This window comes from Microbacterium gubbeenense DSM 15944 (assembly GCF_000422745.1).
Taxonomy (GTDB): Bacteria; Actinomycetota; Actinomycetes; order Actinomycetales; family Microbacteriaceae; genus Microbacterium; species Microbacterium gubbeenense.
The window spans coordinates 169,984-194,753 of record NZ_AUGQ01000006.1 but is presented as its reverse complement, the minus strand read 5'-3'; the positions used below and the strand labels follow the sequence as shown (position 1 = coordinate 194,753).

Sequence of the window (24,770 nt, the reverse complement as noted above, 5' to 3'; positions counted from 1 at the left end):
ACGATCGTCACTGACAACGGCGGCCCGTTCCGCTCATTCACGTTCGAAGCGTTCATCGCCGCACACCCTGAGATCCGCCACGTCCGCACGAGAGTGCGAACGCCGGGTCAGAACGGGTCACGCGAACGCGGCTTCGGGACGATGAAGTACGAGTGGCTGTTCCGCGAGGAAATCGACGACGGCCTGACCCTCGTCGATCAGATCGACGCCTACCGGCACGACTACAACCACGTCCGCCCGCACGAAGCGATCGCCTGGAACCGACCCGCCGACGTCTACGCCGGCCACGCGCACCCCACCATCCCCAACTTCGAAATCGAAGAAATCCTGCCAACTACTTGACGCGGGACAATCGAGCCGAGCGCAGGGCACGTCGGCTCAGGTGAGGAGGGTGTCGCCGATGAAGCCGCCCTCCGCGCATCCGGGAGGGAGCGCGAACACGGCCGAGCCGATCGGGGTCGTCCACTCGTTCAGCAGATCGAGCTCGTCCAGACGGCGCTGGATCGGCACGAACTGCCGCTCCACGTCCGCCTGGTAGGAGACGAAGATCAGCCCCGACTCCGACAGCTCATCCCCGACGGGTGGCCCCTGATAGTTGTAGGCGCGACGGAAGATCCGCTCGCCTGCTTCTACCGGGCGGGCTCTCGCCATGTGGGAGAACTCCGGGATCACGGTGAACCCGGTCGAGGTCTTCGCCTCGAAGTCGGGTTCATCGAACTCTGCCGCCTGCTCGTGCGGGCTACTCGTCAGCGGTGCCCCGTTCGACTGAAAGCGGCCCACGGCCTGGTCGCGGCCGGAACGGTCGAGGCGATCCCACTTGTCTAGATCCATGCGGATCCGGCGGATCACCGCCCCCGTGCCACCGGTCAACCAGCCGCCCGTGGCCCACACGACCTTATCGAAGTCGGTGGTTCCCGGGGTGGGGTTGGTGGTGCCGTCGACCTGCCCGAACAGATTCCGCATCGTCGTGCCCGGCTTCACCGAGCCGTGCGCCCGCCGGAACCCCGGCTGCACCCACCGGAGACTCGCGAAGCTGCGCGTGTCCTTGAGGAGCATCCGGGTCGCGTGCGCGACCGTGACCGGGTCGTCTGAGGCGACCTGGATCAGTAGATCCCCGTCACCGTACTCCGGTTGGAGTTGGTCGATGCCGAACGCGGGCAACGGCTGAAGCCACTGAGGACCTGTGCCGCTTGCGCGGGTGACGAAGCCCGGCCCGAATCCGAACGTGACCGTCAACCTCGCGGGTGCGACTGCGAGTTCCGGTTCGGAGTCTGCGAGCGGCGGCACGCCCTGGGCGAGTCGTGCCGCGTCGTCGGTGAGAATCCCCATCATGCGCCGCAGCCCATCCCGGTCAGTCTCTGGGTGTAGGTAGAGGCCGATGAACATGGCGTGCGCCTGTGCATCGGTATCGACCCCCGCCTGATGGGTGCCGTAGAACGGCACCGTCTCGTCACCGTTGAGCGGCACCGACGCAGGAGTGGCCTCGCCGTGTGGAGTGAGGGCGTAGCCGATGCCGAGCGTGGCAGCCGCGCCGACCCCGGCGGCGGCCCCTCCGAGGAGGAACTGCCGCCGGGTCGACGCCGCCTTAACGGACGGCTCGCCCCGGTCGGGGGCGCTCATCAGTGCTCGCTGTGCTCGGCGTCGTCATGGTTCATGTCGCCATGATCCATGTCTCCCTCATACGTCTCGTTTGCGCCCGCGTAGTCCTTCGCGACGGCCGTGAACTCCAACGTGGAGTCGTCGGAGAACGTGAGTGTGAACGTCACCTCTTGACCGGCCTGGATCGCCTCGGGGAGTTCCATCAGCATGAGGTGGTTCCCGCCCGGCTCCAAGTGCAGGTGGTCGTTCGCGGGGATCGTGAAGCCGCCCTCGACCTCCTGCATCACCATCTGCCCGGAATCGTTCTCGACGGTCTCGTGGAGTTCCATCATCGGCGACGCCGACGACTCCACCGATACCACCGTCACGTCCTGATCGGAAGCGTTCTCGAGGGTGCCGAACGCGGCCGTCATGTCGCCCGGCTGGGCGGTCTTCACCCACGCGTCCTCGATCATGACCGAGTCCGCCTGGGCCGTCTGCGCGACAGGCTCCTCCTGCTGCGTACTTGCGCTTTCGTTCTGCCCGGTCGCGCATCCGGTCAGCGCCAGCAGCGCCACCCCGAACACGGCCCCGGCGCGAGCGGCGCGATTGCGAATCTTCATCATTGGTTTCTTGTGCCTTTCAGACATGCATACTCCCGACCACGAGGCGCACGCGTGCGCGGGGTCGGCACCGCCACCCGCCTGTACGGGGATGCGGTCAGATCGATACGAACTGCCGTATGGAAACGCTCGAACGCTCTGTGCTATGCGGCTGGAGGGTTCGCGCAAGCGACAACGCACGCAGGATATGCGTGCGTGGGCGGCGACAACCGGCTACAGCACAAGAATCGCCAGCCCGGAAGCGGCGACACTGGGAGAGTTAGTGAGCGATCCGAAAGACACGAGGCGGCCCGCGCCTGCTCAACGTCGAGGCCTGAAGCTGAGACAGCACCGTCCAACCGCTCATCTCCACGGTGACCGGCACCCGCGCCGGGGCCGTCGCGACCGGGAGACGCAGCGGCACCACGAGACGATGCCGCACCCATGCGACGAACTGCTCAGCCAAGGCGCGGAGACGATGAATCGCCTGCTCGCCTCGGTACAGGAAGAAGACCGTGATCGCAGCACCGATGAAGTGCGACACCCACATCGTGGCATCGCCATGCACCAGCGTGATCGTCTGCTCCGACACCACCGGCATCTGCATCATCCCGTGACCGTGATGATGAGCCCCGCCCGACATATCCATCTGCGCGCCCGCGGCTGCGGTGGGCGTGCCGAGCACGAATAAGGTGTGGAACAAGGTCTGGCTCGCGACCACCGACACCGACAGCCGAGCAAGCGACAGTTTCCGACCAGCGAGCAAGATGCACACCATCAACGACAGCAGCAAGGGCACAGAAATCCCCAGCGGCCCAGGCATCGCGCCACCGCCGACGACATGCGAGAACAATGCCGCGAACGTCGCAATCCCAGCCGCACTCGACCCGCGCACGAGGTGCGGGAGACGCGACGGAGACTGCATACGCTCATTATCGCAGGTCTCAGGTAAGGCCCAGGTACTCAGCGCCCTCGTAGAATAATGTCCGGCGCTTGTTCAACCGTTACAGACCGAGACTTGGCCCGCCCCGGTCGCTTCCAGGTGGAGCATCGAGTCCAAACTTATCCGGCGGAGGCAGGGCACGACAATGTCCACGTGCAGCGTCCAGCTCGCGGTCGAGCACGGCGGGGTCGCAGGTGCTCTTGCGCGTCATGCTCCGCCGACATTCCTCCGGGAACTCGGCGCGGGGGTGCCGATTCGGCATCGCCTCAGAGTGCCGCCTACGACCCGTCGGGCGTGGCGTCTGCGAAGAGGGCGAGGAACTTCTCGCGGGGGATCACGATTCGACGCCCGAGCTTCACATGCGGGATCGTGCCCTCGTTGATGCTCGTGGTAATCGTGCGGGGATCGACGCCGAGGGCTTCGGCGGCTTCTTTGCGGGTGATGACGAGGCTGCGCCGCTTGCGGAGATCGTCCATGTCGAGGGTGCTCTGCCGCATCGTCACACCATCCGTTCGTGTCAGCGCCGAGAAATGTGGTTCATCCCACCGTAGAGAATCGCACTTGCGCTGTCAAGCATTGCGCTGTAGTTTTCTACTATGGAAACCGAGAGGGTGCGGGGCAACCCCGCAGGCATCACGAACACGCACGTCGCACAGAACATCCGCGCCGCCCGGCAAGCGATCGGCATGGACTTGCGCACCATGTCCGACGGGCTGAAAGCCGCAGGGCGAAAGCTCTCCACCTCGGGCATCAGCAAGCTGGAGGCCGGGGATCGCCGCGTGGACGTGGACGACCTGACCGTGATCGCCTACCTGCTGCGCACCACCCCCGCCGCGCTCCTGACCCCGCCGGACGAGCAGACGACGCTCACCGGGGTGCCGGAGGGGTACGAGCCGGAGGAGATTGATCGGTGGATGCGCGGGGAACTCGGGCTCACCGATGAGGGGCTGTTCAACTACTGGCAGCAGGAATGGGTGATCTGCACCGACCGCATCCACCACCTCGAAACCACCCTCGCGGGCATGACCGCCCCCAGCAAGGGCGACCCCGAGAGGACTCAGGCGCACCCGAAGACCATTGCCGCATACCAGGAGCGTTTGGAGGCGGCGCGGGCACGCGCGCGAGTGATCCAGGAGCGGGGCGTGCGGCTCGACCCGGAGGGGCGCGTGTTCAACGCCGCCAACTACATCGAGAACTATGCCGACACTCACCGGCCCGGGCAGAGCACGGCAAGGAGCACCCGGTCATGACGAAGAAGCCACAGTCCGCAGGGCAGGGCGGCGGGGGTGAGACGCAGCAGCGGCGTTCGCGCTCTCGGCAGCCTGGCTCGATCCAGTCCTATGACACCGACACGGGGAAGCGGTGGCGGTTCCAGATCTACGTTCTGAAAGACCCCGAGTACCCCGAGATGGGATCACGTCGCCTGACCCGTTCCGGGTTCACCAGCACCGACGAAGCCAACGACGCCTTGCAGGAGGCGTTGAAGCAGCGCAAGCAGAACGAGAAGTTTGGCAACAAGGTGCCGACCGTGAGCACCTATGCGGATGAGTGGGTGGCGGGGCTCAAGCTCGCGGCGTCCACGATTACCGGGTACAAGAAGATCATCCGCAACCACATCCGGCCCCAGCTCGGCAATATCCGGCTCGACAAGCTCACCGCCACCAGGATCGCCCGCCACTACCGCGACCTCGAAGACCACGGCCGCAGCGACGAATACGGCAAAGGACAGCCGCTGTCGGCCAACAGCGTCCACAAGGTGCACGTCGTGCTCGGCGCGATCCTGGACGCTGCGATCGACGACGGGCACCTGACGGTTAACCCGGCGAAGAAGAAGCGCACCGTCAAACCCCCGAAGTCCAGCGAGGTGCGGGCGCAGAAACCCGAGATCGCGACGTGGACGGCCGAGCAGTTGCAGACCTTCCTCACCTGGAACCGCGACACCCTCGAAGACGAACTGTTCCCGCTGTGGCGACTCATCGCCTACACCGGTATGCGCCGCTCCGAAGCCCTCGCCCTGAAATGGTCGGACATCAACGCGAAGACCATGCGAGTCAGCATCCGCCGCGCCGTCGATACCGACGACTGGACGAAGACGAAGACCACCAAGACCGGGCAAGCCCGCGTCATCGACGTGGACGCCGAGACGTTGAAAGCGCTCGCCTCGTACAAGGTCGCCCGCGCTGAGGTGTCGTTCGAGCTCGCGAAGGCCGACGCCTACGTCTTCGGCGACGATGACGGGAAGCTCCGTTCACCCGACGCGATCACCAGCCGCTGGGATCGCCGCCTCAAGTGGGCGACCGCGAAGTTCGACAGCCTGCACCGGGTCACGATCAAGGGCCTGCGTCACACCCACGCAACCCTGCTGCTCGAACTCGGAGAGCACCCTAAGGTCGTCCAGGAGCGGTTGGGGCACTCAACGATCACGACGACGATGAACATCTACTCCCACGTCACCCCGACCATGCAGAGGTCAGCAGTAGACCGCTTCGCCGCCCACCTCGGCCTCTGAGGCACAGCACCCACCGGATAGCGCAGTCCGTGCAGAACGTGCTACTTGCCGTTGGCAGCAACCTCACCCAGAAAGGCTCCCAACATGCGCGAGCTCATCGGTGGTCTTGCGTCTCAACAGGCTGACGCGCAAGGATCAAGGCTCGACGACCGTGATGGTTCCGATCATTGGGGGGTGGGGTGTGCAATGGTATCCGTACTCGCCGGCTTCGGTGAAGGTGTAGCGGAACTCGCCTTCGGTCATGAGTTCGCTGGCGAAGAGCTCGTCGTCGGAGACTACGTCGTGTGGCATGCCGTTGGATTCCATGTCCCAGACGACGGTGTCGCCGACCTCGATCTCGATTTCGGCGGGAGTCCATTTGAGCCCGTCGATGGTGACGGTGTGCTCGGTGCCGCTGCTTCCGCAGCCTGCGAGTCCGAGTGCTAGTACGGCAGCCAGCGCGGACGTGACGAGGGTCGCGGCGGCTCGGCGGGGCGCTTGATGGCTGCGGGACATGATGCTCCTTCGATGTTGATGCGGGGTACTGGTTGGATGTGGACGGGGTGGTGTGCGAGTCGGGTTCAGGTTCACCGGATGTATCGGATCGGCGCGGTCATACCCGCGGCGAAGTGGTAGGCGTTGTGGCAGTGGATCATCCAGCGGCCGGGGTTGTCGGCGTCGAAGTCGAGGGTCGCTGTTTCGCCCGGAAGCACGGCGATCGTGTCGCGGCGGAGGCCTGCGTGGGTGCGGGAGGCGAAGGTGTGCCCGTGGAGGTGCATGGGGTGCCACATCGAGGTGGTGTTGGTGAGCTGCATGCGGATTCGTTCGCCGAGGCGTGGCTGCAGCCGGGCGGCGTCCTCTCCCGCGATACCCCACACATATCCGCCGGTGCCTTCGATGAGTTCCAGCCTCCACAGCTGGTCGGGTTCTCGCTCGGGCAGCGCGGCGTGCTCGGCCGGACGGAGGTCCGCGTCAACTGCGAGGCGCCGGTCGAGCTCTGGGATCTCTGTGGCGCGGGCGCCGGTTGGTGTGGCTCCGGCCGCGTCAGCGGTGCCGATCACTGCCAGCGTGGATCCTTCGCGTCCTTCCACCCTCGCCACGAACGGCCAGACGCCCGATGAGAGGTCGACGGTGAGGTCGAGGCGTTGTGCGGGCGCGATCAGCGCGGCATCTGTCTCGAAGGGTTGCGTGTCGAACCCGTCTGCGGCGATGACCGTGAGACGGTGACCGGCGAGGGCGATGCGGTACGGGGTCTCGGCGGCGGCGTTGATCACACGTAGCCGCACTCGGGAACCCGAAGGGACCTCCAGGCGTGCGGGATCCTCGCGGGTGCGACCGTTGATCAGGTGCAGCGGGTAGGCGATGTGCTGGGTCGGCCCGCCGAGCACGTCGGAATGGCCCATGCCCTGGCCGACGAGCTCCTGTGCTGTGGGCGTGATCTCGCCAGAGACGTCGATGCCGTGGGATCCATGCGATCCGTGTCCGCCACCGGTGGGGCCGAGGGCGGCGAGCACCTGCTCGGGTGTCGCCGCGATTCCGTCGAGCCAGTCGTCGAGGACGAGCACCAGATCGGTGTCCGCACCACTAGTGTCGTCGGGGTCTTCGATGACGAGCGCCCCGAACAGGCCCCGGTCGGCCTGGAGGCCGCTGTGGGAGTGGTACCAGTAGGTTCCGTGGTCGGGGAGCGTGAAGTCGTAGGTGAACCCGCTCCCGGGCAGGATCGGGTCTTGTGTGTCGGGCGGGGAGCCGTCCATGTCGTTGCGGATGCGAAGCCCGTGCCAGTGCACGGAGGTGTCCTCGGTGAGCCTGTTGTCGACGTCGACGACGAGGCGGTCGCCTCGACTGGCTCTGAGGGTCGGACCGAGTGCGGCGAGGGCTGCGTCCTCACGAAATCCCCAGGTGCCGAGTAATTGGCCCTCGGCGAGTGAGATGAAGTCTGCCTCGGCGGTGAGCCGGTGTCGGACGGTCGCTCCGCTTCGAGGGCGCGTCGCCTCCCGCTGCGCGACTTCCGGGTCTGTCGCGAGGATGTAGGAGGGTCCGGAGGGGGCGCAGGAGCTCAACGACCATACGCCGAGCACACCCAGCGCGCTGCCGCCCGCGGCGGCGAGGAAGCTGCGCCGTGAGAGCCCCCTGCTCATCTGAGCGACTTCTTTGCTCGGGGGGTCGTACGGAGCGTGCGGAGGGGAATGACGGTCGGGACGCCGGTCTCGGCATCGAGGCCGACCTTGGCTTCGACTTCGAATACGTCACAGATCAGGTCCGGCGTGACCACCTCCGCGGGGGGACCGGCGGCGACGACGGCCCCCTCGTGCATGACGATGAGGTGGGAGGCGAAGCGTGCCGCTTGCGTCAGGTCATGGACCACCGCGACGACAGTTCGATTCCGCTCCTCGACGAGCGCGCGGCAGAGTTCGAGCACGTCGAGCTGGTGGGCCAAGTCGAGGAAGGTCGTGGGCTCGTCCAGCAGCAGCAGCGGCGTCTTTTGAGCGAGCACCATCGCGATCCATACCCGCTGGCGCTGCCCACCGGAGAGCTGGTCCACCGGCAGCGCAGAGAACTCAGCCACCCCGGTGATCGCCATCGCGTCCGCGACAGCGTGATCATCCTCTTCTGACCATCGTCGCAGCAGACTCTGGTGCGGATAGCGTCCGCGCGCGACGAGTTCCGCGACTCGGATCCCGTCCGGTGCCGACGACTGCTGTGCGAGCAGACCCAGCCGTTTGGCCAGCTCCTTCGTCTTCATGGACCGGATGTCTGCGCCATCCAGCAGCACGGTGCCCGTGGTCGGGGTAAGGAGTCGCGCGAGCGTGCGCAGGGCGGTGGACTTACCGCATCCGTTCGGGCCGACGATCATGGTCACCGAGTTCTCGGGGATCTCGAGGGTGATGCCGGTGCTGACGGGTGGGCCGCCGTAGCCGACGGTGGCGTTCTGGATCTGGATCATGAACGTCGGGCCTCTCTGAGGATGAGGGCGAGCAGGTAGGCCCCGCCGAGAACGGCGGTGACGACCCCGACCGGCACGGAGACGGGCAGGAGGTGGGACGCGGCGACGTCGGCAGCGCTGAGCAGGAGTGCGCCTGTGGCGGCGGATCCTGCGAGGGTGGCCCCGCCGTTGCCGGTGAGGAGGCGGGCCAGTTGCGGGGCGACGAGTGCGATGAAGGCGATGGGCCCGGTGACGCTGGTGATGATGGCGGTCAACAGCACACCGACCGCGAGCAGCGCGAGCCGTGCCCGCTCGATGGGCACGCCGGTGGATGCTGCTGCGCTGTCGCCCAGCTCCAGCTGCCGCATGGAAGGTCCGAGCCCGGCGGCCAGGAGGATGAGGACCAGAACGCACAATGCCGCCGGCCAGACCTCGGCCCAGGTGACATCGACGAGGCTTCCCTGGCCCCAGATGCTCACGGTGGTCGCGAAGCGCGTACTCATCCGCAGCAGCAGGATGGAGTTCACGGCGGTGAGTGCCGAGGACAAGGCGATGCCGACGACGACGAAGCGGATTCCCGAGAGCCCGCGACGGTAGGAGAGCAAGTAGACGATCAGCGCGGAGCCCACCCCGCCAGCGAGAGCGAGCACGGTGACCGCGACGCCACCGCCGAACACGAGCGAGGCGATGAGCGCACCGGTGTAGGCGCCCACGCCCAGGCCGATGACATCGGGGCTGCCGAGCGGGTTGCGGGTGATCGACTGGAAGATCGCCCCCGAGACGCCGAGCCCTGCGCCGAAGACGAGCCCGGCGACCGCGCGAGGCAGTCGCCATTCGAGTACCACCTGGTTGCTGAAGCCGTGGTCGCCGCCGCCGAGGATCGAGAAGACCTCGCCGAGCGGCACGGGAAACTTCCCCAGCGAGACGGCCAGGAAGAACGTCACCATGCCACCCAGCAACGCGACAATCACCAGCGTCGCAGTGCGGGTGTTCACGATGCTCGATGTCCGACGCGTTCGCAGCAGAATCCGGTGGGACCCGAAGTCCACAGTCTGCCGTTCGGTCACCGCTGTTCCTCCTTCGCGCGGCCGGCAGATCCGCGCACCAGCATGGCCAGCACCGGAGCCCCAATGATCGCCGTCAGCAATCCCGCAGGCGCCTCGCCCGGGGGGATCACGACCCGACCGATCATGTCGGCGACGAGCAGCAACAGGCCCCCGGCCAGCGCACTGTAGGCGAGTGCCCAGCTCAGCCTCGGGCCGACCAGGGCGCGGGCGAGGTGGGGCACCATGAGCCCGATGAAGACGATCGGCCCGCCCAAGGCCGTGGCACCCCCGGCGAGCAGCATCACCGCGATAGCCGCGCCGAGTCGGGTGCGTCCGACGGCGACGCCGAGCCCCCGAGCCGTGTCGGCGCCGAGTGCGAGTTGCGCGAGCGGCCGCGTGACCGTCATAGCCACCACGAGCCCGACTCCGATCACGATCGCACCCTGGCCGATGACCTCGAGGTCGCGTCCGGCGACGTCCCCCGACATCCAACCGCGCAAGGCGTTGAACCGGGCGGAGTCGAGCACCGCAAGCGCCGTCGACACACCGGTGAGCACCGCGGTGACGGCGACGCCAGCGAGGACGATTGTGAAGGGTGAGCCGCGTCCGACGGTGAGCGAGACCGCGTAGACGAAGAGGGAAACGAGCAGTGCACCGGCGAGCGCGAAGCCGATGTACGCGTTGAAGCTCGTCAGTCCGATCGCGCCGACGGCGATCATGACCGCAAGCCCTGCCCCGGCGTTGACCCCGAGCAGGCCGGGGTCGGCGAGCGGGTTACCGATGAGGGCTTGCATGATCGCTCCGGCGAAGCCGAGCGCTGCTCCGACGAGCAGGGCGTTGATCGTCCGCGGCAGCCGCATCTCGCGGACGATCGTCACGCTCTCGGCGTCCCCACCTCCGAGCAGGGCATCCACGACATCCTGCGGTGCGACGTGACCTGCTCCGACGAACAGGCTCGCCGCCGCCGTGGCGCCCATGAGGAGGATGCCGAGGACGAGCACAGCCACGCGCCCGGTGACGCGGTCACCCCGCATCGATCCTCCAGTTCAACGTGCCGCTGCGCTCCGCCCAGAAACCTGCGTAGCTCGGACTCGCGTCGAGGAGTTCGTCGTGACTGCCGGCGGCTTCGATCCGACCCTGGCCGTCGAGTACGACGATCTGGTCGGCCTGACGGATCGTCTGCAGTCGGTGCGCGATCACCACTCGGGTCTTGTGGCCGGAGAGGTCTGCAAGGCCTTGCTGGATGAGCGCTTCGCTCTCGATGTCCAGCGCTGCCGTTGCCTCGTCGAGCAGGACGATCGGGGCGTCCTTGAGGAGCGCACGGGCGATCGACACCCGCTGACGTTCCCCGCCCGAGAGCGTGCCGCCGCTCTCGCCTACCGGGGTGTCGAACCCTTGCGGCAGTCGCTCGGCGATCTCGATGACCCCGGCGCGGCGGGCGGCATCCTCCACCTCCGTGTCGCTGGCGTCGGGACGGCCCAGCCTGATGTTCTCTCGCAGCGTGTCCTCAAACAGGTACACGTCCTGGAACACCACCGACAACTGTGCGAGGGTGACCGCGGTGCCGAGCGCTCGCACATCGGCGCCGCCGATCTTCACCGCGCCGGATTGGACGTCGAAGAAGCGCGCGATAAGCCTGGCGATGGTGGTTTTGCCGGAGCCCGAGGGGCCGACGATCGCCGTCATGGTTCCTGCGGGCACGTGGAAGGAGGCCCCGCGGATCACCGGTGAATCCGCACTGTATCCGAAGGTGACGTCATCGAACTCGATGCGCGCGTCGACGGGGCGGGCCGGGGCGTCGGGCTCGGGGAGCACCGGCGCGGTCATCAGCCGGTCGATCTGATCCAGGGTGCGGTTGGACATGTCCAGGCCCTCCCCGAACGGGAGACCGTGCACGGCGAACCAGGTGCCGAGGATCTGCATGGCGAGGAGGGCGACGAACGTCGGGGCATCGAGTTCGCCTGTCCCGACCTGCCAGACGTCAAGCACGACGACGATGAGCAGTACCGCGTACGCCACCACGTTGTACAGTGCCATGCTCCGGTTGCTCTGCGCGAGCACACGCTCGGCCGCTGCTCGTTGTTCGCGCAACGCTGCCCGAACACTGCGTTCGGCCAAGGAGTCCGGGCCTGCGGCGCGCACGGCAGGCTGCGCGGCGGCGAACTCCAGCACGCGCGCGGTGCCTTCCTCGTTCATCTGGTCTGAGCGCAGCCGGAATCGTTGCTCTCGTGCGCGTACAGCACGCCAGACGAGGACCACGGCGATACCGCCGAGCAGCATGGTGGCGCCGATCACTGGGTGGATGAACACCACCGCCGTCGCAACGACGAGCGGGCCTACGGTCGCCTGCCAGACCGGACGCAGGAACGAGTTCGGTGCATTGGCAGCGAAGGTGACCCCCCGTGAGGTCAAAGCGCTGATCGTGCCGATCCGCTCGCTGTCGAACCAGCCGATCGGCAGGCGCATGATCCGCTCTCCGATCACTTCGTGCATGCGGAGGATGAGCACTGCGCCGGTCCGCTCTCCATACATGCCGCTGACGATCTCGATGGTCATCGCCGCCAACCCGACCGCCGCGATGGCGATGACGGAGGGCAGCGCTTGGGCAGGATCATCTGAGAACAGCGCGCGGATCAGGGGGATCAGTAGCACCAGGGCCGTGGAGACCAGCATGATCGCGACGGCGGAGAGGACTAGGTAGGTTGTCAGTCTGCGTCGAGCGTCCGCGTCGGCGATGGCGTAGAGGCGCCGGATCATCGCTTCGTCTCCTCTGATGGGCTGGTGGTGGTGTCGGCGAGCGGGGTGTCTCGCGCTCGTTGATAAGTCCGCCACATCCGGGCGTAGAGGTCGTTGCGGTTGAGCAGCTCCGCGTGGGTGCCCCGTTCGCGCACGGTTCCGCGGTCGAGTACGGCGATCTGATGCGCTGAGGCGACGGTGTGCAGCCGGTGTGCAATGACCAGCAGCGTGCGCCCGCGGGTGAGCTCGGCCAGGGCGCGCTGGATGGCGGCCTCGGAGTCCGGATCGGCGAACGCAGTCGCCTCATCGAGGACCAGAATCGGGGCATCCATCAGAATCGCCCGAGCGATCGAAAGCCGTTGCTGCTCGCCGCCCGAGAGTCGCGCGTCCTCGCCGACGGCCGTGTCGTAACCCTGCGGCAACCGCTCGATGCGCTCGTGGATCTGCGCGGCACGCGCCGCCGCGACGACCTGCGCGTCGGTGGCGTCGGGGCGAGCCAGTCGGATGTTGTCTCGTACCGTCATTCGCATCAGATAGGGCTGCTGGAAGACGAACGCGATGTGCCGGTAGAGCTCCAGGGCGGTCAGCTCCGTCGTGTCGACGCCGCCCAGTCGCACCTGCCCGGTGTCGGGGTCGAGGAGACGGGGCACGATGGAGGCGAGTGTGGACTTGCCCGATCCGGAGGGGCCGACCAGCGCGGTCACCGTGCCGGGTGTGAGTGCGAGGCTCACGTCCTGGAGTGCTCGTGGACCGTCTTCGTAGGCGAAGGTGACGCTGTCGATGTCCACTGCCTCTCCGGATGCTCGGCGTCCAGGGTCGCCCTGTGTCGCGGCGGGAAGCTCGAAGAACTCGACGATGCTGCCGGCTGCGCCGTTCGCCTCGCGGAGGAACTGGGTCATCTGCATCATCAGGTAGAGCGGGCCTGCGATGTTCGCGGTGAGCAGTATCGAGGGCAGCAGCAGTACCGGATCCGCTCCTGCCAGGACGATGAGCAGCGCCGTGCCGCTCGAGGACACGACGACCGCGAAGCCGGGCGAGGTGAATACCGTCATCAGGGCCGACCCCCGGGTGGTCGACTCCATCCACTCGGTGTAGAAGCGGTGATGGCTGCGTGCGCTGTCCCAGAAGCGGCGATGACCCTTTGCTGATGCCTCGAAAACCTTGATCGGTGCGATGCCGCGGACGAACTCGACGACCGCAGCGCTGAGGTCTGCCAGCGCTGTGTTGTACTGCGCGAATCGGGTGGTGACGTCCTTGAGCATCAGGGGCAGACTCGCTGCGGCCAGCACCAGCGGCACGAGCGCGATCAGCCCGATCCTCCAGTCGATCAGAAACAGCACCACCAGGCTGGCCAGGGGGCGAACCAGACCGTTGGCGGAGTCAGGCACAAGGTGCGCCACGAGCTGGTGAACTTTCACTACGTCGTCCTGGATGACCTTCTTTACCCGCCCGGAACCGGTGCGGGCGAACCAGTCCAGCCGCAGCCGGAGCGCCTGATCCACCTGACGCTGACGCAGCGACTCAGCCAACCGAGCATCGGCGACGTGGCTGATGCCGTACCCGGCGAGAGTGAGCGCCTGGGCGAGCACGACGCCGAAGATCAACGCACCGACGATGACGTACGCCTGGGTGGCATTCGTCTCGGCACCGCCGAGGCCGGGCACGAGGATACGAACGAGTTCCATCGCGAACAGCACCGGGAGCACACCTGCGATCGCTCCGAGCGCAGACAGAAGCCCTGCCAGCTTCACGCGCCCGCGTACGGGGGCAGCCAGCTGCCAGAACGTGACCGATCGCTCCGACACGGGCGCGTGAGCCGACACCTCAGCCGCCGATCGCCGTGAGGTAGTCGTTCCAGCGCTCCGCGCCGTCATCGACGGTACCCGGAGCATCATCGCCAGCGGCGATCGTCGCGAGATCACGCAGCACCCAATAGGTGTAGAACGCGGCGCCGCCCGACCACAGGTCCCCGTCGACGACGAGAGACCGGTCGTTCGTCACCGCGGCGAGCGAGGGGTAGAGCGGCATCTCGGTGATGCCTTCGAGGTTGTACTGCGCGGCGACGGCGATGGCAAGCACATCGGCATCCTGTGCAGGCAGTTGCTCGGGAGAGAAGACCGTCCACCCGCCAAATGCGCTGCCTTCCGCGGGGACCTCGTCCTGCAACGGCGGACGGGTGAAGCCTGCCGCAGCGATCGTTCCATGAAGCGAGTTGGCCGCATCCATGTACAACGGCATGTTGTCCTGCGCCCACGACATGAGCACCGAGATCGAGGTCTCGCCAGCGGGCTGGGCCGCAGCTGTCTCCTCCGCGAGAGCGTCCAGAGCGTCGCTGACGCGGGCCGCCTCCGCGGGCCTGTCGAAGTACTCGCCGTACGCCTCGATGATCTGGCTTCCGTCAGCCTCGGCGTACAGCGCGCCAATGAGCGGCGCGATGCTCGCGTACGCCGGCCCGGATTCGGCGAACCCTTCGGCCGCGGTGCCAACGATCAGATCGGGCTCGAACGCGGCTACCTCTTCCAACTCCGGGTAGAACGATGACGTCGTGGCCATCTCGATACCGGCCGATTCGAGGATCGCCTTTGGGACCGTGGTACGCCACGAGTCAAACACGACGTCGGGGGTGATACCGATGCTCAACATGTTCAGCGCAGCCGGCTCGTCGAGCGCCACAATCATCTCCGGGTCCACCGGAACGGTGGACTCGCCGACTTCACTGGCGATCGTTCGCGTCTCGAGATCTGCTGGCGCGTCGCCGGGGTCGCCGGAACAGGCGGACAGCAGAAGAGCAGCGCTCGCCGTGAGTGCAAGGACAGGAAGCGCGCGCCGGCGCACAGATGTAGACACAGGGATCCTTTCGATACGGGACGAACGCCTGAGTAGGCCAGCAGCCCAACCACTAGAACAACGTTCGAGTATTGAGTATACGGTAAGGCATGCCTAACCTGCATCACACGTTCGATGTGATCGCCGAAATAACCACGCGGGCGCCCCTGAGGGCAACCACCTCAAGCACTGAGAGTGAGGGGCGCACGTGCCGATTTACGGAAGTCGCGCAGCAAGTCCGGTGAGCAAGGTCTCCACGAGCAGGTGGTAATAGGCGTCATTGACGGCTTCGCCGGCCCGAGTCGGGTCCTCAGCGAGTGGTCCGAGGACCTCCCGAATCATGCGGCTGATGCCGCTGCTCTCAACGTTCATCGCGGAGAAATCGCGGAGCATACTGGCATGGTCGCGGGGGCCGTCATCTCCTGACTCAAGACGGTCATCGCTCATCGTGATGGTGAGCATTGCGGTGTTCACGAGGAGCGCGTAGACGAGGGCCGGCTGCGGGAACCCTGCTCGCTCGAGAGTCGAAATCCCCGCATCGAAGAAGCCTCGGATGCTGGGGAAAGTCGGCCCATGCATGATGAGCCACTTCGCGACGCCGGGGTACGGGTCGATCGCGGGCCGCCCGTCATACAGGAACGCCCGGAACCACGCTTGCCAATCCAAGGCGGGATCCGGAGGGGTCATGCCCTGGAGCACACGTTCAACGACCCCCCGGATAATTAGGTCGCGGCCACCTACGTGATGGTAGATGACCGAAGGAGCGACATCGAGCGCGTCAGCAAGGTCGCGCACAGTCCATGAGCTCAGGCCGCCACCCCGAGACAGTTCCATCGCAACCTCGACGACTCGCTCGGGAGTCAGGCCGATCCGGCGGTCTGTTCCCTTACTAGTCTCGCTGCTTCCGCTCACCCCTCCACTCTAGCCATGGCTTTGCCTTGCTCTGGGCACTGTCCGGGCTGCCGTGGGGCGACCTGGTCGATGTTCCCGGGCTGTAGTGCGGCTCGTGGCAACTAGACAAATCAGAACTGCCCTCTACTCGCCGCGTGGGCAGTATCTCTTCTTCCCCGAGCCTGCATCCCAAACCTGGAGGAGGGAAGCATGCTCAAGGCTCACCGCCGAGGCTGTGCCCGAGCCAGCGCCGTCGAACACATCGACCGTCGTATCCTCGAAGCCTGAAGCACAGGGCCATACTTTGCAGTCCAGACGGCGGGATCCTCGCGCACTCCTTGCAATAACGCCACGGACTCAGCGCGAGGCATACCTCTATGTTCCCAGGTCCTGCTGACACCGTGGTACGTACGAACGCTGGCACCCAGATGCCCCATAGAGAACACTTAGCACTTTTTCTAGCACTTCCAACGAAAACAACCCCTGACCTTGGGAACTAAATCCCAGGTCAGAGGCCATTTCATTCGCGTGCGCGAGGGGGGACTTGAACCCCCACGCCCTAATACGGGCACTAGCACCTCAAGCTAGCGCGTCTACCTATTCCGCCACCCGCGCATTGGGTGTCGATCCGGGCTCCGGTCCTGCGAACCGTTCTCCGAACCAAGAGGCAACACTACCAGCCGCCGGGGGCCGTCGCGAATCGATCGCGGATCCCGGGCGCGTCACGCCACCGACACCCCGAACAGCAGGCCCAGAGCGTAGGTCACGGCCGCGGCCCCGAAGCCGATCGCGAGCTGTCGCAGCGCGCGGGGCAGCGGCGACGCGCCCGACAGCAGGCCGACCATCGCGCCGGTCGCAAGCAGCGCGATTCCCACGAGCACGAGCGCGACCACGACGGCGACGACGCCCGACAGGCCGAAGATCCACGGCAGGACCGGGATGATCGCGCCGCCCGAGAACAGCAGGAAGCTCGACAGCGCGGCGCGCCACGCGGATCCGACGACCTCGTACGACACCGGCCCGGTGCGCGGGGCGGGCATGTTGCCCGCCTGCGCGGCGCCGACGACCCCGCGCGCCTTCTTCTCGGCCTCTTCCGCCGACAGCCCGCGCGTGCGGTACACGAGCGCGAGCTCGTTCGCGTCGAGGTCGAGATCGGGCAGGCCCGCGTGCGCGTAGTCGCTCGGTTCGGTCGACTCGAGCAGCTCGCGCTGCGACTTCACCGAGACGAACTCCCCCGCACCCATCGACAGCGCGCCGGCGAGCAGGCCGGCGATGCCGCTGAACAGCACGAAGGTGCCCGACACGCCCGTCGCACCGATGCCCATGACGAGGGCCAGGTTCGACACGAGGCCGTCGTTCGCGCCGAAGACGGCTGCGCGGAACGTTCCCGACAGCCTGCGCCTGCTGCGCGCCGCGAGGCCGCGGACGACCTCGTGGTGCACCTTCTCGTCCGCGCGCATGCGGGGGGAGGCGTGCGGATCCGTGTCGTACGGCGAGCGCGCCTCGGCCAGCTGCGCGAGCGCGAGCGTGAAGATCGACCCGAAGTGCGACGCGAGCCACGCCGTCGTGCGCGTGCGCATGCTCGCCTTCGGCATGCGATCCGGCTCGCCGTCGAGCAGACGCAGCCAGTGCTGCTCGTGGCGCTTCTCGGCGGCGCAGAGCTCCTCCAGGATCTGACGCTCGTCGCCCTCGCGTCGCTCGGCGAGGCTGCGGTACGTCGCCGCCTCCGCGCGCTCATCGGCGAGGTACTGTGCCCACCGGCGGCGGTCGGCCGGCGTGGGATCGGACGGATCGGTTTCAGCGGACGACGCGAACACGCGTGGCTCCTCAGGTCAGGGCGGGCCCCCTCGCGCTGCGGCGCGGGGCACAACGAACGTATCGAGCGCTGCTGAGGGCCGTTGGGAGAGTTTCGGAACCCCGAAGCCGCTAACGCCGAACGCGCTTGCGCAGCACGTCGATCCGCGCCTGCAGCTGCGCGACAGTGGCCTGTGCGACGGCGGGGCCGCCGCACGTGCGCCGGAGCCACGCGTGCACTTGGCCGTGCGGATCCCCCGTCTGGTTCGCGTAGACGCCCACGAGACTGTTCAGCAGCTGCCGCTGCTCCTTGAGCGTGCGGTGCAGCGGCTCGGGCAGCTCGCCCAGGCCGCCCGACTCGCGCTCGCGCGTCTCGCGCACCTCGCGGTGGCGCGACTGACGGGCCTGGCGCTGCATGAGCAGGTCGTGCACGTGCTCGGGTTCGAGCAGGCCCGGCAGCCCGATGAACTCCAGCTCCTCCTCGGATCCCGGAACGGCGAGCTGTCCGAACTGCTGGCCGTCGAAGACCACGGAATCGAAATGCGCGACGGAACCGAGGCTCTGGAAGGAGAACTCCTCCTCCAACAGGTCATCGCTCGCCTTCTCCTCGCGCTCTGCGGCGTCGAGGAGCGAATCATCCAGCCCGTCGGCGTCCTTCTCACCGCGATCGAGCACATGGTCGCGCTGCTTCTCCATCTCGTGCGCGAGCGCCATCAGCGTCGGCACCTGCGGCAGGAAGACGCTGGCGGCTTCGCCCTTGCGCCTCGCGCGCACGAAGCGCCCGATCGCCTGCGCGAAGAACAGCGGCGTCGACGAGCTCGTCGCATAGACCCCGACGGCGAGGCGCGGCACGTCGACGCCCTCGGACACCATGCGCACCGCGACCATCCAGCGAGACGAGTTCTGCGAGAACTGCTCGATGCGCTTCGACGACTCGCTCTCGTCGCTCAGCACGATCGTGGGACGCTGGCCCGTGAGGATGCGCAGGATCTCGGCATAGGCCCGGGCGTTGGTCTGATCGGTGGCGATCACGAGCCCGCCCGCGTCGGGCACATGATTGCGGATCTCGGTGAGCCGCTGGTCGGCGCTCTTCAGAACCGCGGGCATCCAGTCGCCCTCGGGGTCGAGGGCCGTGCGCCACGCCTGGCTCGTGATGTCCTTGGTGTTGTCCTGACCGAGGTGCGCCTCGAACTCGTCGCCCATCTTCGTGCGCCACTTCATGTGGCCCGAGTAGACGTGGAACAGCACGGGCCTGACGACGCCGTCTTCGAGGGCTCGGCCGTAGCCGTAGTCGTAGTCGGTGATCGAGGTGCGCAGGCCCTGTTCGTCGGGCGCGTAGTCCACGAAGGGAATGGGCGCGTCGTCGCTGCGGAACGGCGTGCCGCTGAGCAGCAGCCGCCTCGTCGCGGGCTGATAAGCATCGCGGATCGCGTCGCCCCAACTGAGCGCGTCGCCGCCGTGGTGCACCTCGTCGAGGATGACGAGCGTTCTCGCATCGGCGACGAGCTTGCGGTGCACGCTCGATTTCACGGCCACCTGCGCGTACGTGACGACGGCGCCGTGATAGTGCCGTGCGAGATACGGCGACCCGTTGCTGAACGCCGGATCGAGGCGGATGCTCGCACGCGAGGCCGCATCGGCCCACTGCGTCTTCAGGTGCTCGGTCGGGCACACCACGACGATGCGGTCGATGTCGCCGCGCTGGCGAAGCTCGCGGGCGACGGTGAGGGCGAACGTCGTCTTACCGGCCCCGGGTGTGGCCGCGACGAGGAAGTTGCGCTTATCGACGGCGAAGAACTGGTCGAGAGCCTCCTGCTGCCAGGCCCGCAGAGCCCCGGCGGTGCCCCTCGGGGCTCTCTGGGGATAGGACGGGCTCAGCACGAGAATCCACGATAGCCCGGACCCCTGACATCGCTTTTCGGCATCTCTCAGGCGGTGACGGCGCGCCGCAGAAACAGTAAGCTTGCCCCTCGTGAACCACTCTGAGGAACGCACGCCGTTCATCGAGAACAAGGAATCCCACCCGTGGCGGCGCATGGTCTCGCTCGGCGACTCCTTCACCGAGGGCATCGGTGACCCCGAGCCCGACTCCCCCGGCGGCCATCGAGGCTGGGCCGACCGCGTCGCCGAGGTGCTCGCGCACCAGGCCGATGATTTCGCCTATGCGAACCTCGCGGTGCGCGGCAAGCTGATCCGCCAGATCTCGAACGATCAGATCGACGCGGCGCTGGCGCTGAAGCCCGACCTCATCACGATCTGCGCGGGCGGCAACGACGTGATCCGCCCGGGCACGGATCCCGACCAGGTCGCACAGCTGTTCCGCGACGCGGTCGATCGGCTGTCCGCGTCGGGCGCGACCATCGTGACCTTCACGGGCTTCGATGTCGGCTGGACGCCCGTCCTGCGCACGTTCCGCGGAAAGGTCGCGATCTACAACGAGAACATCCGCGCCGTCGCAGAGCACTACGACGCACTCGTGGCCGACCTCTGGGCGCTGAAGGAGATCCAGGACTCGCGGTTCTGGGCCACCGACCGGCTGCACCTGAACTCGCTCGGCCACCACGAGGTCGCTCGCATGGTGCTGCGCACCCTCAACGTTCCGAACAACCTGCAACACCTCGAACCCGATCCGCTGCCCGAGCGCTCCTGGCGCGCCGCCCGCCGCGAGGATCTCGTGTGGGCGCGCACCCACCTCGTTCCGTGGGTGCTGCGCCGCGTGCGTCACGAATCGTCGGGCGACGGCCGAAGCGCGAAGCGGCCCGACTTCACCTGAGCGCCCAGAGGGCGACGGCGCTCGCCGCCGCGACGTTCAGCGAATCGACCCCGCCCGACATCGGGATGACGACCTTCGTGTCCGCCGCGGCGAGCGCCCGCTTATCGAGCCCCGGGCCCTCGGATCCCATGAGGAACGCCACGCGCTCCGGGCGGTTCGCGACGAACTCGTCGAGCGGCACGGCGTCGTCGGCCAGCGCCATCGCCGCGATGTGCATGCCCGAGGCGTGCATTTCGTCGGCCGCGCCGTCGTTCCACTCCGGCAGGCGCGTCCACGGCACTTGGAACACCGTGCCCATCGACACGCGCACCGAGCGACGGTAGAGCGGATCCGCGCACCGCGGCGTCACGAGAACGGCGTCGGCCCCGAGGCCGGCCGCACCGCGGAAGGCGGCGCCCACGTTCGCGTGGTCGACGAGGCCGTCGAGCACGAGCGCCGTGCGGGCGCCGGACAGCACGTCGGCGACGCTCGGCAGCTCGGGTCGGTGCATCGCCGCGAGCATGCCGCGGTGCACCGCGTATCCGGTCACGGCCTCGGCGACATCGTCGGCGACGACGTATACGGGCACGTCGCGGTCGCCGACGATCCGTTCGATGTCGGGCAGCCATTTCTCGGCGGTGAGCACCGAGCGCGGTGCGTGTCCGGCCGCGAGGGCTCGGGCGAGCACCTTCGCCGACTCGGCCATGTACAGCCCGCCCTCGGGCTCGAGCTTGCGGCGCAGCGCGACGTCGGTGAGGCTCCGGTAATCGGCGATCCGTTCGTCGCCCGCGTCATCGATCCGCTCGAGGTGCATCGTCCTATCCTCCCCTAAGCTGAAGGGGTGACACTGATAGCGCTCGTGCGCCACGGCGAGACCGAATGGAACCGACTCGGACGCGTGCAGGGGCACAGCGACATCCCCCTCAACGACACGGGACGCGCGCAGGCCGCCGGTGCCGGCGAGGCGCTCCGGGGCGGCGATTACCGCCGCCTGTACGCCAGCCCGCTCGACCGCGCCAAGGAGACCGCCGAGATCATTGGACGCGCGACGGGCCTCGGCGAGCCGGTGCTCCACGACGGGCTCAAGGAACGCCTGTACGGCGAGGCCGAGGGCATGACCGCCGTCGACTACTGGTCGACCTACCCCGACCGCAACGCGCCCGGATCCGAGTCGAGCATCGAGCTGCAGGAGCGGGCTCTCGCAGCTCTCGAGGAGATCGCCGAGGAGGCCGGCGCCGACCCCGTCATCGCCGTCGCCCACGGCGGGCTCATCAGCACGATCCTGCGGTACGCGTCGGGCGGATCCCTCCCCCGCGAGGGCGAGCACGTCGGCAACGGATCGCAGCAGATCGTCGAGGTCATCGGGCCCGACGTGCGCGTCATCGGCTACAACGGCTCACCACGCTGACAGAAATCTTGCGCGTGATCAGCCATGACGCGCATTCGATCGCAGAGCAACTGAGCACTTTGTTAGCTCGCGACCCGATTCACTGGTACTCTCTGGCATTATGTCCTCCCTCGATCACGCCGATCTCGAGCTGATCGCCGCGCTCAGCTCCGATCCGCGCGCGACGGTCGTCGCCCTCGCGGAGAAACTGGGGCTGTCACGCAACACGGTCCAGGCGCGCATGGCGCGACTCGATCAGGCGGGGGTCTTCCAGTCGTTCGAACGCTCGATCTCTTCCGCGGCGCTCGGCTTCCCCCTCCAGGCGTACATCTCGATCGGGCTCGACCAGACGCAGTTGCCGCGCATCGTCGAGGAGCTGCGCCGCGTGCCCGAGATCGTGCAGGTGCACGGTGTCTCGGGACAGGTCGACATGCTCACGCTCGTCGCGTGCCGCGACGCGAGGCACCTGTTCGACGTCGATGCGCGGATCCTCGCGATCCCGGGCGTCGAGCGTTCCGAGACGCGGCTCGTCATGAACGAGTCGATCCCCTACCGCGTATCCGGACTCATGGAGCTCGCTCGCCGCGAATCCCGATAACGTCGCGGATCGCTGAGGCCGCCTCTCGCGGCTTCTCATAGTGGATCAGGTGCCCGACGCCGTCGATCTCCGTCAGCACTGCATCGCGGAACATCCGAACCAGCTCGCGCTCCTTGGCGATGGGCGTGATGTCGTCCTCAACCGCCGCGACGAGCAACGTGGGCACATCGATCGCACCCGCCGATTCCCGCACGTCGTGCGACACGCTCGTCGTGAACGCCTGCCGCAGGGTCTCGCGATCGCTGAACGTCGAGAAGTAGCGGTCGTGCTGGTCGTGGATGAACCGGCGCAGCCCCTTGTCACGCGTCTTCGCCATCGCGATGCTCATGATCCGCACGATGATGGGCGAGCGCAGCAGCTCCGTGCCGAGGGCCGCGGGCAGGCGCGCGCTCGCCCAGTAGTAGAAGACGGCGAGCCGGGTCAGCACGCCGCGCGGCCCCTCGAGGGCCGGAGCGCCGATCGGGTTCACGAGGATCAGCCGCGGCGTCTCGAGCCCGCCCGCGACCGCCGCAGACGCCACGATCGATCCGAACGAGTGCCCCAGCACGATCGCCCCGGGTGCGACGGTGCTCGCAAATGCCGTCAGCCACTCCGTGTACGCGCGGAGGTCGTGCGTGCGGCCCGCGATCGGCGGGGTCTGGCCGAATCCAGGCAGGTCGGGCATGATCCATCGCACGTCCGGCATCTGCGCCACCACCGGTTCGAGCCCGTGGTGATCGCCGCGGAAGCCGTGCACGGCGAGGATCGTCATCTCGGAATCGGCGGGCCCGTACTCCCAGTAGGCCGTGCGCGTTCCGCCCGCGTCGACCGATTTCTGCGTCACGGGGATCCGCTCGAGCGCGGCGGAGTATGGCGAGGGCACGGACACCCTGCCGAGTTTAGGGCGTGGCGAGTCGAGTTTGCGGCATATCCCGCCTACGTTCTAGGGGTATGAAGACGTCGTGGCCCGATCCCCCGCCGCTGTTCCCGTTGGCGGACCTCGACGGTCCGGGCGAGCGCGTCTCGTGGCTGCCTCGCCCCGCGAAGCGTTCCTCCTCCGGGCGGCGCCCGGTGCCGTCGCACGTCGCCCAGATCGATTTCGAGGAGCTCCGCATGGTATTCGATGACATCACCGCGCAGTTCGAGCCCGCCGAGGGCCGCCTGCTGACGAACGTGGCGGTCTTCGACCTCGAGACCACCGGCGTCGACGTCACCTCCGATCGCATCGTCACGGCGTACGTCGGCGTGCTCGATGGTGCCGGCAACGTCGTCGAGGCGCACGACTGGCTCGCGGATCCGGGCATCGAGATCCCCGAGGGCGCCGCGCGCGTGCACGGCATCTCCACCGAGCGCGCCCGCGCCGAGGGCCGGGACGCCTGTGAGGTCGTCGACGAGATCGTCAGCGCCGTCCGCGCGCTGCTCGCGGCAGGGATCCCCGTCGTCGCGTACAACGCCGCATTCGACCTCTCGCTCCTCAAGCACGAGGCTCTCCGCCACGGAATCGCCCCGATCGAGAACCCCTCACCGGTCGTGGATCCGCTCGTCATCGACAAGCAGATGGATCGGTATCGTCGCGGCAAGCGCACCCTCGACATCGTCGCGGCGCACTACGGCGTCGCGCTCGAGGACGCGCACGAGGCCTCCGCCGACGCGATCGCCGCCGGACGCATCGCGCTCGCACAGGCCGAGCGCTACGGAGGCGACCTTCCGTCGAACGTCGCCCAGCTGCACGATGCGCAGGCCGGATGGGCCGCCGAGCAGTCGGCCAGCCTCACGCAGTACTTCGTGAAGATCGGCAAGCTCTCCGCGGGCGAGACGCTCGACGGGGCCTGGCCGATCCGCTGATGTAACGACGAAGGGAGCCTCGCTGTGCGAGGCTCCCTTCGTCGTAGGCGCGGTCTACTTGCCGAAGCCCTTGAAGCGCTGGTTGAACTTCTCGACGCGTCCGGCCGAGTCCATGATGCGCTGCTTGCCCGTGTAGAACGGGTGCGAAGCGGCCGAGATCTCGACGTCGATCACGGGGTACTCCGTGCCGTCGAGCTCGATCGTCTTGTCGCTGGTCGCGGTCGAGCGCGTGAGGTACGTCTGGCCCGAGCCGAGGTCGCGGAACACGACGTACGCGTAGGTGGGGTGAATGTCAGTCTTCATGGCTGTCCTTCAGAAGATAGGGGGTGAGGAGGGAAGCGCGCGGACATGTCCGCACAGGCGCACCTCGAGCGCCAGCGAG

At 67.4% G+C, this 24,770-nt stretch carries 25 protein-coding genes and 1 tRNA gene; 7 read left to right on the top strand and 19 right to left on the bottom strand.

Annotated elements, in window-relative coordinates; all coding sequences use genetic code 11:
- A partial coding sequence (locus tag G510_RS15560) for an integrase core domain-containing protein (protein WP_036322092.1) occupies nucleotides 1-342 on the top strand: 342 nt, incomplete at its 5' end.
- Nucleotides 343-378: 36 nt separating this feature from the next.
- Here G510_RS15560 and G510_RS0105960 read toward each other — a convergent pair.
- The 4 genes from G510_RS0105960 to G510_RS0105945 all read right to left on the bottom strand — a co-directional run bounded on the left by G510_RS0105960 (nucleotide 379) and on the right by G510_RS0105945 (nucleotide 3,620).
- On the bottom strand, nucleotides 379-1,620 hold the full coding sequence (locus G510_RS0105960; protein WP_029152894.1) for a Dyp-type peroxidase: 1,242 nt from the start codon (nucleotides 1,618-1,620) through the stop codon (nucleotides 379-381).
- Nucleotides 1,620-2,201 carry a copper chaperone PCu(A)C gene (locus tag G510_RS0105955; RefSeq protein ID WP_029152893.1) on the bottom strand — a complete coding sequence of 194 codons (582 nt, stop codon included), beginning with the start codon at nucleotides 2,199-2,201 and terminating at the stop codon, nucleotides 1,620-1,622. The genes G510_RS0105960 and G510_RS0105955 overlap by 1 nt, the downstream gene beginning before the upstream one ends.
- Nucleotides 2,202-2,460: 259 nt before the next feature.
- Complete coding sequence (locus G510_RS15555) at nucleotides 2,461-3,105, bottom strand: hypothetical protein (protein WP_036322087.1); 645 nt, start codon at nucleotides 3,103-3,105, stop codon at nucleotides 2,461-2,463.
- A gap of 296 nt (nucleotides 3,106-3,401) precedes the next feature.
- Nucleotides 3,402-3,620: a helix-turn-helix domain-containing protein gene (locus G510_RS0105945; protein ID WP_029152892.1), complete on the bottom strand. Its 219-nt coding sequence runs from the start codon at nucleotides 3,618-3,620 to the stop codon at nucleotides 3,402-3,404.
- A 99-nt stretch (nucleotides 3,621-3,719) separates the two neighbouring features.
- On the opposite strand from G510_RS0105945, the gene G510_RS18490 reads away from it, so the two are divergent.
- A complete protein-coding gene (locus G510_RS18490) occupies nucleotides 3,720-4,373 on the top strand; it encodes a helix-turn-helix domain-containing protein (RefSeq protein ID WP_169562568.1) in 654 nt (217 codons plus the stop codon).
- On the top strand, nucleotides 4,370-5,632 hold the full coding sequence (locus tag G510_RS0105935) for a tyrosine-type recombinase/integrase (protein WP_029152891.1): 1,263 nt from the start codon (nucleotides 4,370-4,372) through the stop codon (nucleotides 5,630-5,632). The genes G510_RS18490 and G510_RS0105935 overlap by 4 nt, the downstream gene beginning before the upstream one ends.
- Before the next feature lie 135 nt (nucleotides 5,633-5,767).
- Here the strand turns inward: G510_RS0105935 and G510_RS0105930 are convergent, their stop codons facing one another.
- The 12 genes from G510_RS0105930 to G510_RS0105875 form a co-directional block, all read right to left on the bottom strand.
- Nucleotides 5,768-6,127 carry a plastocyanin/azurin family copper-binding protein gene (locus tag G510_RS0105930; RefSeq protein WP_051216436.1) on the bottom strand — a complete coding sequence of 120 codons (360 nt, stop codon included), beginning with the start codon at nucleotides 6,125-6,127 and terminating at the stop codon, nucleotides 5,768-5,770.
- A gap of 71 nt (nucleotides 6,128-6,198) precedes the next feature.
- A complete protein-coding gene (locus tag G510_RS0105925; RefSeq protein ID WP_029152889.1) occupies nucleotides 6,199-7,749 on the bottom strand; it encodes a multicopper oxidase family protein in 1,551 nt (516 codons plus the stop codon).
- Nucleotides 7,746-8,555: an ABC transporter ATP-binding protein gene (locus G510_RS15545; protein ID WP_036322084.1), complete on the bottom strand. Its 810-nt coding sequence runs from the start codon at nucleotides 8,553-8,555 to the stop codon at nucleotides 7,746-7,748. The genes G510_RS0105925 and G510_RS15545 overlap by 4 nt, the downstream gene beginning before the upstream one ends.
- Nucleotides 8,552-9,601, bottom strand: a complete 1,050-nt coding sequence (locus tag G510_RS0105915) for a FecCD family ABC transporter permease (RefSeq protein ID WP_029152888.1) — start codon at nucleotides 9,599-9,601, stop codon at nucleotides 8,552-8,554. The genes G510_RS15545 and G510_RS0105915 overlap by 4 nt, the downstream gene beginning before the upstream one ends.
- Nucleotides 9,598-10,614, bottom strand: a complete 1,017-nt coding sequence (locus tag G510_RS15540; protein ID WP_051216434.1) for a FecCD family ABC transporter permease — start codon at nucleotides 10,612-10,614, stop codon at nucleotides 9,598-9,600. Before G510_RS15540 ends, G510_RS0105915 begins: the two co-directional genes overlap by 4 nt.
- On the bottom strand, nucleotides 10,604-12,337 hold the full coding sequence (locus G510_RS0105905) for an ABC transporter ATP-binding protein (RefSeq protein ID WP_029152887.1): 1,734 nt from the start codon (nucleotides 12,335-12,337) through the stop codon (nucleotides 10,604-10,606). The genes G510_RS15540 and G510_RS0105905 overlap by 11 nt, the downstream gene beginning before the upstream one ends.
- Nucleotides 12,334-14,121: an ABC transporter ATP-binding protein gene (locus G510_RS15535; RefSeq protein WP_159456839.1), complete on the bottom strand. Its 1,788-nt coding sequence runs from the start codon at nucleotides 14,119-14,121 to the stop codon at nucleotides 12,334-12,336. Before G510_RS15535 ends, G510_RS0105905 begins: the two co-directional genes overlap by 4 nt.
- Before the next feature lie 19 nt (nucleotides 14,122-14,140).
- Nucleotides 14,141-15,163 carry an ABC transporter substrate-binding protein gene (locus G510_RS0105895; RefSeq protein ID WP_157560441.1) on the bottom strand — a complete coding sequence of 341 codons (1,023 nt, stop codon included), beginning with the start codon at nucleotides 15,161-15,163 and terminating at the stop codon, nucleotides 14,141-14,143.
- A 195-nt stretch (nucleotides 15,164-15,358) separates the two neighbouring features.
- The gene (locus G510_RS0105890) at nucleotides 15,359-16,054 is read right to left on the bottom strand and encodes a TetR/AcrR family transcriptional regulator (RefSeq protein WP_086989815.1); all 696 of its coding nucleotides are present in this window, start codon (nucleotides 16,052-16,054) and stop codon (nucleotides 15,359-15,361) included.
- 508 nt (nucleotides 16,055-16,562) lie between these two features.
- Nucleotides 16,563-16,648 (bottom strand) — tRNA-Leu (locus tag G510_RS0105885).
- 107 nt (nucleotides 16,649-16,755) lie between these two features.
- On the bottom strand, nucleotides 16,756-17,850 hold the full coding sequence (locus G510_RS0105880) for a VIT1/CCC1 transporter family protein (protein WP_029152884.1): 1,095 nt from the start codon (nucleotides 17,848-17,850) through the stop codon (nucleotides 16,756-16,758).
- A gap of 109 nt (nucleotides 17,851-17,959) precedes the next feature.
- Nucleotides 17,960-19,708 carry a DEAD/DEAH box helicase gene (locus tag G510_RS0105875; RefSeq protein WP_029152883.1) on the bottom strand — a complete coding sequence of 583 codons (1,749 nt, stop codon included), beginning with the start codon at nucleotides 19,706-19,708 and terminating at the stop codon, nucleotides 17,960-17,962.
- 154 nt (nucleotides 19,709-19,862) lie between these two features.
- Between G510_RS0105875 and G510_RS0105870 the strand changes: the two genes are divergently transcribed.
- Nucleotides 19,863-20,600, top strand: a complete 738-nt coding sequence (locus G510_RS0105870) for an SGNH/GDSL hydrolase family protein (protein ID WP_084644219.1) — start codon at nucleotides 19,863-19,865, stop codon at nucleotides 20,598-20,600.
- Here the strand turns inward: G510_RS0105870 and G510_RS0105865 are convergent.
- Nucleotides 20,593-21,393: a TrmH family RNA methyltransferase gene (locus tag G510_RS0105865; protein ID WP_029152881.1), complete on the bottom strand. Its 801-nt coding sequence runs from the start codon at nucleotides 21,391-21,393 to the stop codon at nucleotides 20,593-20,595. The genes G510_RS0105870 and G510_RS0105865 overlap by 8 nt on opposite strands.
- Before the next feature lie 27 nt (nucleotides 21,394-21,420).
- On the opposite strand from G510_RS0105865, the gene G510_RS15530 reads away from it, so the two are divergent.
- Both G510_RS15530 and G510_RS0105855 read left to right on the top strand, forming a co-directional pair.
- Nucleotides 21,421-21,987 (top strand): histidine phosphatase family protein, encoded by a 567-nt coding sequence (locus G510_RS15530; RefSeq protein WP_084644218.1) that lies wholly within the window; start codon nucleotides 21,421-21,423, stop codon nucleotides 21,985-21,987.
- A 100-nt stretch (nucleotides 21,988-22,087) separates the two neighbouring features.
- Nucleotides 22,088-22,564, top strand: coding sequence for an Lrp/AsnC family transcriptional regulator (locus G510_RS0105855; protein ID WP_029152880.1), 477 nt, complete (start codon nucleotides 22,088-22,090; stop codon nucleotides 22,562-22,564).
- Here the strand turns inward: G510_RS0105855 and G510_RS0105850 are convergent.
- Entirely contained in the window at nucleotides 22,533-23,432 is a 900-nt protein-coding gene (locus tag G510_RS0105850) for an alpha/beta fold hydrolase (RefSeq protein ID WP_029152879.1), read from the bottom strand. The genes G510_RS0105855 and G510_RS0105850 overlap by 32 nt on opposite strands.
- A gap of 224 nt (nucleotides 23,433-23,656) precedes the next feature.
- On the opposite strand from G510_RS0105850, the gene G510_RS0105845 reads away from it, so the two are divergent.
- Complete coding sequence (locus G510_RS0105845; protein ID WP_084644227.1) at nucleotides 23,657-24,388, top strand: 3'-5' exonuclease; 732 nt, start codon at nucleotides 23,657-23,659, stop codon at nucleotides 24,386-24,388.
- 54 nt (nucleotides 24,389-24,442) lie between these two features.
- Here the strand turns inward: G510_RS0105845 and G510_RS0105840 are convergent, their stop codons facing one another.
- Nucleotides 24,443-24,691, bottom strand: a complete 249-nt coding sequence (locus G510_RS0105840) for a type B 50S ribosomal protein L31 (RefSeq protein WP_029152877.1) — start codon at nucleotides 24,689-24,691, stop codon at nucleotides 24,443-24,445.
- Nucleotides 24,692-24,770: the final 79 nt, after the last annotated feature.

Bases quoted from the DNA above. Each gene is read 5' to 3' on its own strand.
- G510_RS0105960 (WP_029152894.1), bottom strand. From the start codon at position 1,620: ATGAGCGCCCCCGACCGGGGCGAGCCGTCCGTTAAGGCGGCGTCGACC.
- G510_RS0105955 (WP_029152893.1), bottom strand. From the start codon at position 2,201: ATGAAGATTCGCAATCGCGCCGCTCGCGCCGGGGCCGTGTTCGGGGTG.
- G510_RS15555 (WP_036322087.1), bottom strand. From the start codon at position 3,105: ATGCAGTCTCCGTCGCGTCTCCCGCACCTCGTGCGCGGGTCGAGTGCG.
- G510_RS0105945 (WP_029152892.1), bottom strand. From the start codon at position 3,620: ATGCGGCAGAGCACCCTCGACATGGACGATCTCCGCAAGCGGCGCAGC.
- G510_RS18490 (WP_169562568.1), top strand. From the start codon at position 3,720: ATGGAAACCGAGAGGGTGCGGGGCAACCCCGCAGGCATCACGAACACG.
- G510_RS0105935 (WP_029152891.1), top strand. From the start codon at position 4,370: ATGACGAAGAAGCCACAGTCCGCAGGGCAGGGCGGCGGGGGTGAGACG.
- G510_RS0105930 (WP_051216436.1), bottom strand. From the start codon at position 6,127: ATGTCCCGCAGCCATCAAGCGCCCCGCCGAGCCGCCGCGACCCTCGTC.
- G510_RS0105925 (WP_029152889.1), bottom strand. From the start codon at position 7,749: ATGAGCAGGGGGCTCTCACGGCGCAGCTTCCTCGCCGCCGCGGGCGGC.
- G510_RS15545 (WP_036322084.1), bottom strand. From the start codon at position 8,555: ATGATCCAGATCCAGAACGCCACCGTCGGCTACGGCGGCCCACCCGTC.
- G510_RS15540 (WP_051216434.1), bottom strand. From the start codon at position 10,614: ATGCGGGGTGACCGCGTCACCGGGCGCGTGGCTGTGCTCGTCCTCGGC.
- G510_RS0105905 (WP_029152887.1), bottom strand. From the start codon at position 12,337: ATGATCCGGCGCCTCTACGCCATCGCCGACGCGGACGCTCGACGCAGA.
- G510_RS0105870 (WP_084644219.1), top strand. From the start codon at position 19,863: ATGGTCTCGCTCGGCGACTCCTTCACCGAGGGCATCGGTGACCCCGAG.
- G510_RS0105865 (WP_029152881.1), bottom strand. From the start codon at position 21,393: ATGCACCTCGAGCGGATCGATGACGCGGGCGACGAACGGATCGCCGAT.
- G510_RS0105855 (WP_029152880.1), top strand. From the start codon at position 22,088: ATGTCCTCCCTCGATCACGCCGATCTCGAGCTGATCGCCGCGCTCAGC.
- G510_RS0105845 (WP_084644227.1), top strand. From the start codon at position 23,657: ATGGTATTCGATGACATCACCGCGCAGTTCGAGCCCGCCGAGGGCCGC.
- G510_RS0105840 (WP_029152877.1), bottom strand. From the start codon at position 24,691: ATGAAGACTGACATTCACCCCACCTACGCGTACGTCGTGTTCCGCGAC.